Origin of the sequence: Picosynechococcus sp. PCC 7002 (assembly GCF_963860125.1) — a bacterium.
Taxonomy (GTDB): Bacteria; Cyanobacteriota; Cyanobacteriia; order Cyanobacteriales; family MRBY01; genus MRBY01.
The window spans coordinates 2,210,457-2,222,481 of the sequence record NZ_CAWLFA010000001.1 but is presented as its reverse complement, the minus strand read 5'-3'; the positions used below and the strand labels follow the sequence as shown (position 1 = coordinate 2,222,481).

Below are 12,025 nucleotides of genomic sequence, written 5' to 3'. Positions count from 1 at the left end.
CGGTTTGTCCTAGGCCCAACGGATGAGCCGGGGCTCGGTGGCATCATCTAGGTGAGGGTGGTGGGGGAGAATACGTAGGGCCATGCCTTGGTAGCCACTTTTTTTGTATTGCACAACGCCTTGGTAGATTGCTTTTTGGTCGGTGGTCAGGCCCTGGAAGGTCATAGGGTAACTTTCGCCGTTAATGAGTTCGTCCTGGTCATTGATGGTGCCGAGGTAAATTTGCACGGCCAGATCGTCTGGGGTCAGGGCCGCGAGATCGAGGATTGCTTTGACATGGACGGGCTGTTGAATATCGATTTCGGCGGACTCCCCGACATCAAAGGCTTCGACGCGGATGTTGTACCAGGCTTTAAATAGTTGGGATTTCCAATCGGCGAGTTCTTGGACGGCTTGGTAGTGATTGTCGCTGAGTTCAAAATGGCGATCGCTCAATTTAAAATAAGCCTTTTGGGCATAGTCCCGGAGCATCCGCGACGTATTAAACATGGGGCAATTCAGGCGAATCGCTTCCTTCATTTTATTGACCCAGCCTTCGGGGACATCGAAACTGTTGCGCGTATAGAACAGCGGCACAATTTCTTTTTCTAGCAGTTCATACAGGGCACTGGCTTCTACCCGGTCTTGGTAATCTTGATCATCGTAAATTTCCCCGTGGCCGATCGCCCAACCGGTGCGGGTATAGTCGGCCTCATCCCACCAGCCATCAAGGACGCTTAAATTCGGCAAGCCATTCATCGCCGCTTTCATCCCGGAAGTGCCAGAGGCTTCCCGGGGGCGTCGGGGGGTATTAAGCCACACATCGCACCCAGACACCATTTTGCGGGCAATGTGAATATTGTAGTTGGGTAAGAAGACGACGTAATCTTCGAGGCCTTCTTCCTGGACGGTATGGATGATGTTGCGGATTAGTTCTTTCCCCGGAATATCTTTTGGGTGGGCTTTCCCGGCAATGACAAATTGCACTTGACGCTCTGGATTGCCGAGGATAATTTTTTTAATTCGTTCAATGTCATACAAAAAGAGATTAGCCCGTTTGTAGGTGGCAAAGCGACGGGCAAAGCCGATGGTCAGGAGGTTGGGCTTGAGTACCTGGCGGGCTTTGGCGATCGCCGCTTCAGTGGCCCCTTGTTTTTGTAGTTGCTTGGCGAGGTGCTGTCGGATATAAACAACCAAATCGGAGCGTTGACGCTCGTGGTTACGCCACAGTTCTTCGTTGGGAATGGTGCTCACTTTTTCCCAGATATGGCTTTCGGCGGGGGCTTCATCCCAGGTGGGGGCCAGGTAGCGGTCGTAGAGATCTTGGGTGGCGGGGGCGGTGACGCTGCGGGCATGGACACCATTCGTGATCGAGGTAATCCCCACTTCGTCGCGGGGAAAATCAGGCCACAAGCTATGGAACATTTCCCGGGAAACTTGGCCATGGAGTTGACTCACACCATTGATAAAAGCACTGTGTTTGAGGGCAAAGATCGCCATATTAAAGGGCGCTTCTAGATCCCCAGTATTTTCCCGACCCAGGCCCAGGAAGCGGTCTGGGGAGAGGCCAAATTTTTCGGCATAGTGACCCACATAATGCAGGGTTTGCTCCGGGGAAAAGAGATCAAACCCAGCGGACACGGGGGTATGGGTCGTAAACATTTGGGTCGAGAGGGCAAACTGTTGGGCATGGCGGAAGGTTAAGCCCTGCTCTTGCATGAGTTTGCGGATGCGCTCCAGGATCAAAAAGGCGCTGTGGCCTTCGTTCATGTGGTAGACCGTCGGTTTATAGCCTAGTTTTTCGAGCATGCGCACGCCACCGATACCCAGGAGGATCTCTTGGTGGAGCCGGAGATCGCGATCACCTCCATACAGTTCATCGGTAATGTCGTGGTCGTAGGGGTTAGTATTTTGCTCAATGTTGGTATCTAACATATAGAGGGGCACCGTCCCCACATCGATACGCCAAACCCGTGCATAGATCATCCGCCCCGGAAATTCCACCTCAATGATCAGTTCATTTCCCTGGTCATCTTTTTCTAAATGGAGGGGCATATTGTAGAAATCATTGATCGGATATTCTTCCTGTTGCCAGCCGTCATGGTTGAGATACTGGGCGAAATACCCCTCCTGGTACAGTAAACCAACGGCCACTAGGGGTAAACCGAGATCACTGGCGGATTTGAGGTGATCCCCCGCAAGAATCCCCAATCCCCCGGAATAGATCGGTAGGCAGTAGCTGAGGCCATACTCCGCACAGAAATAGGCATAGCATTCTTTCCCTTTGGTTTCGCCCCGTGCTTTGTGGTACCAAGTGTGTTGTTGGAGGTAGTCATCGAGCTGTTCAATGGCCCGTTCCATGTGGGCGATAAAACCGTCATCCTTGGCTAATTCATCGAGGCGGGCTTGGTCAACGCGACCCAACATCGCCACCGGATTGTGGCTCGTCTGCTGCCATAGGTCTGGATCGAGGCGAACAAAGAGACTTTTTGCGGCGACATTCCAATCCCAGTGGATGTTATGGGCGAGGCGGCGTAGGGGTTCCAGGACAGGGGGTAAAACGGCTTTGACCTGAAACTTGTGGGTCGGTTTCATGGGAAAAATCCTTCAACGGACAACGGGATGATCTGTCTTTAATAAATAGCGAATTCCCTTTGATTTTCTGGCGATCGCCCCTGGGGAATTTATAAATCGATAGAACTCCACACATTTCTTCTGAAAGCCCAAGGAGCCGGGGAAATACTAAAAAATCCCGTCAATCGTAGGGAGTTGCGGGAAATACAGGGGAATATATTTAGTTAATTTTGGTACGGAGAGAGAGGGATTCGAACCCTCGGAGCCGCGTACACGACTCGGCACATTAGCAATGTGCTGCTTTCGACCACTCAGCCATCTCTCCTGGCGTGACGATAAATGATTGTAGCAGACCTCCCTAAAAAAAGCTAACCTAAAGTCAGCAATTGTGAAAACGGCGGAATTATGGGTCTTTTTAGCGAAGTTGGGCAGTTTTTTGAGACGCGATTAGAGGAATTTCTCAAGGCACATCCCCAGTTAGAACTCCAGGCGATCGCCGAGCAACTCCAAGAACAAGAACGAGAAGCCAACCGCCTCACCCAGGATCTACAACGGCAACTGACCCAGGTGGAGCAACAGATCGCCCAGGTGGCCCAGGATATCCAACATTGGCACCAGCGGGTACAACAGGCCGAAGCGGGTCGGAGACCGGATCTCGCCAGCGCCGCCAAAGCGAGGGAAGCGGCCCTCCTCCGCCAGGGGAATCAACTCTGGGGCAAGATGCAAGGCACTAAAAAACGCATTGAACAGGCCCAGTCTCTTTTGGTGCAGCTCCAGCAGAAACGCCAGGAAGTGAAGCAAAAAATGGATGAACTGCAAGCGTCTCAAAAAGTAGAGGATGCCTACACCAGCAGTTGGGAAAACTTTAGTGGTACCAATGGCGATCGCCAAACCTACAACAGTGCCACCGATCCCCTCGAAGCTCAGTTCCAAAAGTGGGAAATGGACGAACAAATTCGGCAAATGAAGCAAAAAATGGGCCGCTAGTTTTTCACTAAGTGACTCAGCTTAGAATGAGGAAAATAACGATGATTGCAACACCTAAGTTTCCAGAAAAAATGACTGCTGCGGAATATCTCCAGTGGGAAGAACGGCAGGAACTTCGCTATGAATATATTGATGGTGAAATTATTGCGATGACTGGAGGAACGTTGCCTCACAATGATATTGCAATCAATCTATTAGTTGCTTTGAGAGCACACCTTAAGTCCAGAGGTTGTCGGGTAAATATGTCTGATGTAAAAGTGCAAGGGAAAGCAAATCGGCGTTATTTTTATCCGGATCTGGTGGTCAGTTGTCATCCTGAAGATCTCAAAGCCCGTAAATGGATTCAGTATCCGAAAGTAATTGTTGAAGTTTTATCACCAAGCACTTCAAATTACGATAGCAAAACAAAGCTGAAATATTATCGACAAATGCCTAGTCTAGAGGAATATATTTTGCTTGATTCTGAGCATATTTATGTAGAACTTTATCAACGGCAAACGGGAGAAATGTGGGGATATCGAGATTTTGGTGTTGACGATACGCTGGTGATTCCCAGTATTGAATTTGAGTGGGCAGTAGCAGATATTTATGCTGATGTGATTCTAGCGGCAGAGAATAGTGAATAATTAGGCGATCGCATCGATCAATAAGTCACTATCAAGGGCATTTGATTGTCGAGCTTGATTGGCACGATGAATTCTCTGGTAGGTTTTTTCTAAGCTAACAAGTTCATCATTAATATGTCCTGCGACTTTCAAATAAGAAGAAATCATATTTCCTGGTGGTTCTTTAGAATGCTTTGGTAAACTTCTGATTTGACTGTGTTGATATCGACCAGATTGATTTCAATCTCATCACTAAGGCTTTGTACTGTGTCCATAGCTAACAACGTTTCACTTGGCTCTAGTCCCCATGCAGCAATGTCAATATCTGACCACTGGGTAAATGTTTCTAAATCAAGAATTGAACCGAACAAAGCAACTTTAGAGGCATTGAATTTTTCTTTTAAAATTATTGCTGCTTGCTTGGCTAAATAAAGACTATTTTTCTGATGATTTTTGTTAATCTCAAATTTTTTTTGTGACTTTTTCAACGCTGATTGATAGTAGAAATAGAGTCTTTCTTGGTCTTTTAATAATTCTTTGATGGTCATTGTTCTCATTATTCAATGTGAAATTAAGATGTTTTGTTTTTGCGGGCTTTTTTCTGTTTTGTACTTTGTAGGAGTGGTGTTATCAGTTTCTCATATTCGTTAAATAAAAATTCGATGCGGTTGAGTTCGCTGGTAAAAGCTTGAGGACGGTAACAGAGATCCACTGCTTTATCGAGTTTTTGGTGGGCTTTCATTAAGTCGGGGGGCATGGTGAGGGGATCGTAAAGATCGGCAAGGCTACTATCGGGATATTTGTCTCTAGTGTCTAAAACTAACTGCGCTGCTTTTTCAACTGTTTGTTTTTGTTTGTCAGTTACGTTCTGCGGAAAAGGAAAATTATTATAGACAATATCTTTTGAATAACGATAATCACTTTTTAATCTTCCACAAACATATTTAACCCATGCCATGTGCATTACTGAAGTAAAGATACCAAAATGAAACAAGGTGGCATTACCAACAATAAACACCAAGTCACTAGATAACGTACTTTGATTTAAAAACCCAATAGGAATATAGTTGCGCCTTTCACTAGAAACTTTTGGAATAAGTAAATATTCTGATTCTGGCATATTTTCAACATGAAATCTTGTCGGTGTTTGCGCTAGCTTTTGGGTCGGTTTACTGTTGCTATTTAATCGAGTTTCTTTAACTGCCTTGACTCGCTCTAAAGCATGGGGCATTTTTTTGAGTTCGTTAGGTGGACAGTCTCCCAACCACAAACACCATCTTTCTTCTTTATTGATAAACTCCCTAGAACCCAACCATTTCCTAAACCATTTTTCTGCTTTTGGCTCTAGTTTTAAAAAATCCTCCTTTTCTTCTGTGGTGAACAAGTAATGGCCGCCATCAATGGGCTTATTGCCAATGCCAATATTAGGGACATTACATAAAGGTTGCCGCCGTCTTAGAATAATTAAATCATCACCATTTACCAAATATGGATTGATGTTACTTACTTTGATTTCTAACGCTTCTCCCTTGATATCTTCATACTCGAATAAACGCTTTCCTTTAATGTTAAAAGTTGCAAATCCAATAATCACACAATAAACAGCCGCTTTCCCTTTTGCCTCATTTGACCATTTAAAAGTACGGTGTGCAAAATGAATCTTAATTTGATATTTTTCAAAAAGTAGTCCCCATAAAATTCCAACTTGCTCACCTTGAGAGATAGAATTTGTACTTACAAAAGCTGTTTTTATCTTTTTCTCTTGAATAAAATCTGCCGCTTTAACATACCAAGCAGAAACATAATCCATTACCCCTGCACCCTTGGCACTTTCAAAAACAGATAAAAGATCTGCTCGCTGATCTTTCGTCATCATCTTTGAACCCACAAAAGGTGGATTACCGAGAATGTAATTTAACTTTTCCTTTGGAATCACTTCTTCCCAATCAATCCGTAACGCATTCCCATTCACAATTCTGGCAGCCTTCTTTAGCGGCAACCGGACAAAATACTGCCCAAACTCATTACTCACCTTGATATTCATCTGATGATCGATGAGCCACATCGCCACCTCTGCCACCCGTGCCGGAAACTCATCATATTCAATGCCCCCAAACTGATCCACATCCACCTTTAGGAACAAACGAATATCAATAAACCCCTCCTTCTTCTTGTAAAGCTCTTTGAGAATCAATAACTCTAGATCTCGCAATTCCCGATAAGAAATAATCAAAAAATTTCCACAGCCACAAGCCGGATCAAGAAAATGTAATTCCCCAAGCTCATCATGGAGCCGCTTTAACGCCGTTGGACTGCCTTTTGCCTTCTTAAATTTCTCGTGCAACTCATCCAAAAACAAAGGCTTAATCACCTTCTGAATATTTTTCTCAGACGTATAATGCGCCCCCAAATTTCGTCGAGTCTGTTGATCCATCGCCGCTTGGAACATTGACCCAAAAATGGCCGGAGAAATTTTCCCCCAATTAAATCCACAAGCTTCTAATAACATTTCTCGCATTTTGCGATCAAAAGCCGCAGGCGCTAACTGCTCTTCAAATAACTTGCCATTCACATAGGGAAACTGTCCTAAACTCTCATCCAGATTTTTTAACCGCTTCTCCGGTGGCGTATTCAACACATGGAAAATATGCCCCAAGTGCATCGCCAAATCACTACCATCTTCTTTGGTATGAATATCGAGATATTCCTCAAAAATTCCCTTTTCAAAAATGCCTGTGTCATCTGCAAATAAGCAAAATAACAACCTCACTAAGTAAACTTCTAGATCATGACCCGTATAACCAATCTCCCTGAGACGGTCATGCAGCTTACCCATCAACTCCGCCGCGTGAATATTAACCGGATCTTCATCCTTATAGGTTCGCTGCTCATATCCCGCAATAAAATCAAACAGATGAACATAATTGACGAAATCTTTTAGTAGAAATTCATGGGTCTGATCCGTTTCGAGGTCATAAAGCCGGAATTGAGCGAAATCCGACACCAAAATATATCGAGGTAGCTCATGCTCCTTTAACCCCGGAAAATAATCTTTTGCCTGTTCAAACGCCTTATCTAAACTTTTGCCTCGTGATTTATGCTCAACAAGGATATTTCCCTTCCATAACAGGTCAATAGAACCTTTCTTATTCCCTAATTTGTTAACTGACTTCTCAAATGTTGCGATTCGCTTACGAGAAATGCCAAATACCTGAAAAAAATCATTCCAAAACGATTGTGCTTCTGATTTTTCTGACTCCTCAAATTCCCACTCCTTCGAGAAGGCGATCGCCCGACTTTTGATTTCATTCCAACTTAAAGGCATTATTTCTCGGTATCCTCAAAAAGTATCGCTAAAGAGGCATTTATTCACTAACTTAGCCCAACTCTGGAAAACATCGTCAGAATTGTAGACAAATTAACAAAAAATCCTCCAGAAATGTGGAGGATCAAGAATTTTGCAGTTGAATGATTACTAAAGGACGCGGAGAATACTCGGCACTTCCTTGATCGCCTCTAGGCCTTCGATTTCTCGCATGGCTTCCCGGAAATTCGCCTCATGGACATCATGGGTCACGACGACGATCTCAGCGCAATCATCCTGAAGACCAATCTGCACGACTGATTCCAAGCTCACTTGGTGCTGCCCAAAGCAAGTCCCCAGATCGCCGATCACACCGGGCAAATCCCGCGACAAGAAGCGCGCATAAAAACGAGTTTTTAGGGTATCAATGGGTAAAATTTTGCTGTAATGCTCATGGGTGCAGCCCAGGAGAGGGTTGAGTTTCTGGATCACCTGGTCAGAATGCAACAGACCCACCACATGAACAATGTCAGAAACTACGGCGCTGGCCGTTGCCCCAGCCCCAGCCCCAGGGCCATAGAACATTACCTGGCCGAGGGGTTCCCCTTCCACGAGGATCGCATTAAAGACACCATTGACGCTGGCGATGGGATGATCTTCTGGCACCAAAGTCGGGTGAACGCGCAACTGTAGGGCATCTTCTTCGAGGTCTGGTCGTTCGGCGATCGCCAATAATTTGATCACAAAACCGAGCTTTTTCGCAAAACTGATATCTGCCGCACTAATGGAACGAATCCCTTCGCAGTAGACATCTTCGCGCCGAATTCGTCCCCCAAAGGCCAAGGAAGCGAGAATCGCAATTTTGTCCGCCGCGTCGCCCCCATCCACATCGGCACTGGGATCGGCTTCGGCATAACCCAATTTTTGGGCTTCCGCTAATACTTCCCCAAAGTCTGCCCCGTGCTGGGCCATCTGGGTGAGGATATAGTTGGTGGTGCCATTGATAATGCCAATGACACGGGTAATGCGGTTCACTCCTAAAGATTGCTTGAGGGGTTTAATGATCGGAATGCCACCGCCCACCGCCGCCTCAAGGAGCACATAGACCCCTGCTTGGTTCGCTGCGGTGTAAATTTCTTCGCCATATTTGGCAATCACTGCTTTGTTGGCCGTGACCACATGTTTCCCATTGGCGATCGCCGCCAGGATGAGAGTCCGCGCTGGCTCCAGGCCACCCAACAACTCAACCACCACCTGAATCTCTGGATCTTTGACGATGGCCTCTAGATCAGTGGTTAGGCAACCCGCTGGTAAATCAATGTTGCGGGGCTTGTCTAGGGAGCGCACCCCTGCCCGTTTCAAAACCACTTCCCCCAACAGCGGGTGGCGGCCCTGGGGCGACAGCAAAATTTCTGCAGTGCCCGTGCCAACCGTTCCTAAGCCAAGTAAACCAATTCCGATAGCCACAATGTTTTCTCTAGTGCAACATCAAGATAATGTTTCCATTATCCCCCATTACCTGATCTCCCAACTTAGGGATCAACTACTTCCGATGGTGAATTTCTAAAATATAAGGATAATATTGCCGTTGTCCCCGGGAGCCAACCCAGACTTGATACAGTCCTTTTTGCCATTCGCCGCGAATTGCCGGATTTTGACCCACCGCATCGTCATTGCACCACACACCACCGGGGCCTTTGACCACAAGCACCGTATCCCCGGCACTTTCAACGCTCAGTTCTAAATCATTAAAAAATGTCATGAGGCTGAGGCGATGGTCGGCATGGTTATCGATAAAGCCAACACAAGACCCCGTGGGGGTATCCTCGATGCCCAAAAATTCTGCGGCGGGTTCACTTCCCCCACTGACTCCCCGTAATAGCTGGGGATTGGGGGCAAAATTAGGGCGCAACTGGAGATTTTCAAAAATGGCTTGTTTTGGTAACGGTTGGGCCATCACCGGGGCGATCGCCAGTCCCATCCCCCAAGCCCCCGTTAACGCCAATAAGCACCGTCGCCACATATCGAATATCCTTTTTTGATTCCAGCATTACCTCGCTAGACGCGGATCAAAAGCCTGGGGTTCCAACTGCCTAATCCTTGCCATTTGCCAGTGTCTCTAGCGCAACAACATCACCAATAGACCCTGCTGACCCAAGAGTACCTCCCGCAGGAGAGTGACGATTCCCACCCAAATCACCGGAGAAATATCAATGCCTCCTAGGGGCGGCACCAGTTTTCTCGTCGGGGCCAAAAGCGGTTCCGTCGGCAAAACCACCAAGCTAAAGGGCAGTTTCGTTAATTCCGCCTGGGGATACCAAGTGAGCACAATGCGGAAAATAAAAAATAGGGTCATCGCGCCCAACAGCAGATTGAGCCCTAGACTTGTCACAGCTAACCAAGACATCGCATTCACCAAAAAATTCATCGCGTTAAGACTTAATTTAACTTAACTGCGACCTTGATTTTTACCGAACCCATCGAGAATGGGGCAACGACCTGGGATTTTTAGAAACTGCATCAGTCTGCCTGGGTGCCCACTATAAATTATTATTGGCGGTTTATTTTGACCATTGCCCCTAAAACCAAAGCACATAACCCAAAGGGCCATGGCAAGTACCGCAAGCCAATGATTAACAAACAAAATTTAAGGACAAAAGCCGTGAAAAAGTTGATTCTCCCTGCCTTCTTCCTCTGTGCCCTCAGCCTCGGTGGCTGCGGTATGGTTCAGGAAATAATTTTTGAAAAAGCGATTGAAGCTGGCTCCGGCGAAAAAGTCGATATCGATATGTCCAAAGAATCCGTCGATATCAAAACCAACGAAGGGAATCTGTCCGTCAGTAGTGGCGACAATGTCAAACTCCCCGACACCTTCCCCAAGGACATTTATTTCGATAAAAATGCCGAAATTAGAATGGCGATGGATTTACCGGAGGGGGTCTCCGTCACCTTTGTCACTAATGAAAGTGTGGCCGCTGTCAAGGACAAATACACCGCAGAAATGGCGAAAAATGGTTGGACTCAAGAAATGACCATGGACGTCAACGGGCAATCGATGTTTGGCTTTCAAAAGCAAGAGCGCGCTTCCCAAATCATGATCTACGCAGACCAAGACCAGACTTTGGTGCAAGTCATCGCGAAAAAGTAAGGGCATTTCCCCAATCGTCACTTATGGGGGTTGCCCTCAAGGTTAGAGACTATTTGCGATCGCCCCTAGGGCAACATGTGCTGCTGGATAAAGTTTGTATCGACATCGGCCGCCAAAAAAGCCGGATGATTCAAAATCTTTTGGTGGAAGCTAATGGTGGTCGATACTCCAGTAATGGCACATTCTCGGAGTGCCCGCTTCATGCGGCGAATGGCGGTGTCTCGGTCTGGTCCCCAAACGATTAATTTACCGATCAAAGAATCGTAGTAAGGAGAAATTTCATAGTCGGTGTAAACGTGGGAATCCATCCGTACCCCAGGGCCACCGGGGGGAAGATAGCCACTGATTTTGCCTGGGGTCGGTCGGAAATCATGGTCGGGATCTTCGGCATTAATCCGGCACTCGATGGCATGACCATTCAAGTTCACTTGATTTTGATTCAAACTGAGGCGATCGCCTTGGGCAACTTTAATTTGCTCGGCGATCAGATCTAGTCCCGTCACCATCTCTGTGACCGGGTGTTCCACCTGAATGCGGGTATTCATTTCCATAAAGTAGAAATCCCCATTCTTATCCACGAGGAATTCCACCGTCCCCGCCCCGACATAATCAATGGATTTCGCCGCTTTTACTGCCGCTTTCCCCATTTTGTCCCGCAGTCTGGGGGTGAGGATCGCGCTGGGAGCTTCTTCGAGGAGTTTTTGGTGCCGCCGTTGGATCGAACAATCCCGTTCGCCGAGGTGAATTACATTGCCGTACTGATCCGCGAGGATCTGAAATTCGATGTGACGGGGCCGTTCAATAAATTTTTCGATGTAAACGCCGCCATTCCCAAAGGCTGCTTCTGCTTCCCCCTGGGCCGCTCGGTACAAACGGGGTAACTCCTCAGCGCTGGGCACAAGGCGCATCCCCCGGCCACCACCACCCGCCGTGGCTTTGATCATCACAGGGTAGCCAATTTGTTGGGCGATTTCTAGGGCTTGTTCTTCGGAGGCCACCAACCCAGCACTACCGGGTACGGTAGGGACTTTTGCCGCCTGCATCGTTTTTTTGGCGGTGGATTTGTCCCCCATGGCGATCATTGCTTCTGGGGAAGGGCCAATGAAGGTGATTTGGTGGTCGGCACAAATTTCTGCAAACTTGGCATTTTCAGCGAGGAAACCGTAGCCTGGGTGGATTGCGTCGGCGTTACTGCTGAGGGCCGCAGCGATAATATTGGGAATGTTGAGATAGCTTTTGCTGCTCTGGGGCGGGCCAATGCAAATGCTCTCATCGGCGAGCTGAACGTGGAGGGCTTGGCGATCTACGGTGGAGTGGACGGCAACTGTGGCAATGCCGAGCTCCTGACAGGTGTGGATAATGCGTAGGGCAACTTCTCCGCGATTGGCGATGAGAATCTTTGAAAACTGCATGGTGTTCCGTTGGCGT

11 protein-coding genes and 1 tRNA gene are annotated in these 12,025 nt (G+C 47.2%); 3 read left to right on the top strand and 9 right to left on the bottom strand.

Features of this window, described 5'->3' with window-relative positions:
• Nucleotides 1-9 precede the first annotated feature (9 nt).
• Together glgP and AACQ84_RS10805 are read right to left on the bottom strand one after the other, a co-directional pair.
• On the bottom strand, nt 10-2,574 hold the full coding sequence (gene glgP / locus AACQ84_RS10810) for an alpha-glucan family phosphorylase (protein ID WP_012307740.1): 2,565 nt from the start codon (nt 2,572-2,574) through the stop codon (nt 10-12).
• Between the two features lie 215 nt (nt 2,575-2,789).
• Nucleotides 2,790-2,878: transfer RNA gene (locus AACQ84_RS10805), tRNA-Ser, on the bottom strand.
• Nucleotides 2,879-2,958: 80 nt separating this feature from the next.
• Between AACQ84_RS10805 and AACQ84_RS10800 the strand changes: the two genes are divergently transcribed.
• Together AACQ84_RS10800 and AACQ84_RS10795 are read left to right on the top strand one after the other, a co-directional pair.
• Entirely contained in the window at nt 2,959-3,540 is a 582-nt protein-coding gene (locus AACQ84_RS10800) for a TIGR04376 family protein (protein ID WP_012307738.1), read from the top strand.
• Nucleotides 3,541-3,581: 41 nt separating this feature from the next.
• The gene (locus AACQ84_RS10795; RefSeq protein WP_012307737.1) at nt 3,582-4,166 is read left to right on the top strand and encodes a Uma2 family endonuclease; all 585 of its coding nucleotides are present in this window, start codon (nt 3,582-3,584) and stop codon (nt 4,164-4,166) included.
• Here the strand turns inward: AACQ84_RS10795 and AACQ84_RS10790 are convergent, their stop codons facing one another.
• The 6 genes from AACQ84_RS10790 to AACQ84_RS10765 all read right to left on the bottom strand — a co-directional run bounded on the left by AACQ84_RS10790 (nt 4,167) and on the right by AACQ84_RS10765 (nt 9,877).
• Entirely contained in the window at nt 4,167-4,313 is a 147-nt protein-coding gene (locus AACQ84_RS10790) for a hypothetical protein (RefSeq protein WP_012307736.1), read from the bottom strand.
• On the bottom strand, nt 4,310-4,693 hold the full coding sequence (locus AACQ84_RS10785; RefSeq protein ID WP_012307735.1) for a nucleotidyltransferase family protein: 384 nt from the start codon (nt 4,691-4,693) through the stop codon (nt 4,310-4,312). Before AACQ84_RS10785 ends, AACQ84_RS10790 begins: the two co-directional genes overlap by 4 nt.
• A gap of 23 nt (nt 4,694-4,716) precedes the next feature.
• Nucleotides 4,717-7,470: a class I SAM-dependent DNA methyltransferase gene (locus tag AACQ84_RS10780; protein WP_012307734.1), complete on the bottom strand. Its 2,754-nt coding sequence runs from the start codon at nt 7,468-7,470 to the stop codon at nt 4,717-4,719.
• Nucleotides 7,471-7,620: 150 nt separating this feature from the next.
• Nucleotides 7,621-8,916, bottom strand: coding sequence for a homoserine dehydrogenase (locus tag AACQ84_RS10775; RefSeq protein ID WP_012307733.1), 1,296 nt, complete (start codon nt 8,914-8,916; stop codon nt 7,621-7,623).
• 76 nt (nt 8,917-8,992) lie between these two features.
• On the bottom strand, nt 8,993-9,472 hold the full coding sequence (locus AACQ84_RS10770) for a hypothetical protein (protein WP_041443575.1): 480 nt from the start codon (nt 9,470-9,472) through the stop codon (nt 8,993-8,995).
• A gap of 96 nt (nt 9,473-9,568) precedes the next feature.
• Entirely contained in the window at nt 9,569-9,877 is a 309-nt protein-coding gene (locus AACQ84_RS10765; protein ID WP_397427714.1) for a YggT family protein, read from the bottom strand.
• A gap of 234 nt (nt 9,878-10,111) precedes the next feature.
• On the opposite strand from AACQ84_RS10765, the gene AACQ84_RS10760 reads away from it, so the two are divergent.
• Nucleotides 10,112-10,597, top strand: coding sequence for a hypothetical protein (locus AACQ84_RS10760; RefSeq protein WP_030006630.1), 486 nt, complete (start codon nt 10,112-10,114; stop codon nt 10,595-10,597).
• A 65-nt stretch (nt 10,598-10,662) separates the two neighbouring features.
• Here AACQ84_RS10760 and accC read toward each other — a convergent pair whose 3' ends face one another.
• Nucleotides 10,663-12,009: an acetyl-CoA carboxylase biotin carboxylase subunit gene (accC, locus tag AACQ84_RS10755; protein ID WP_012307729.1), complete on the bottom strand. Its 1,347-nt coding sequence runs from the start codon at nt 12,007-12,009 to the stop codon at nt 10,663-10,665.
• Nucleotides 12,010-12,025: the final 16 nt, after the last annotated feature.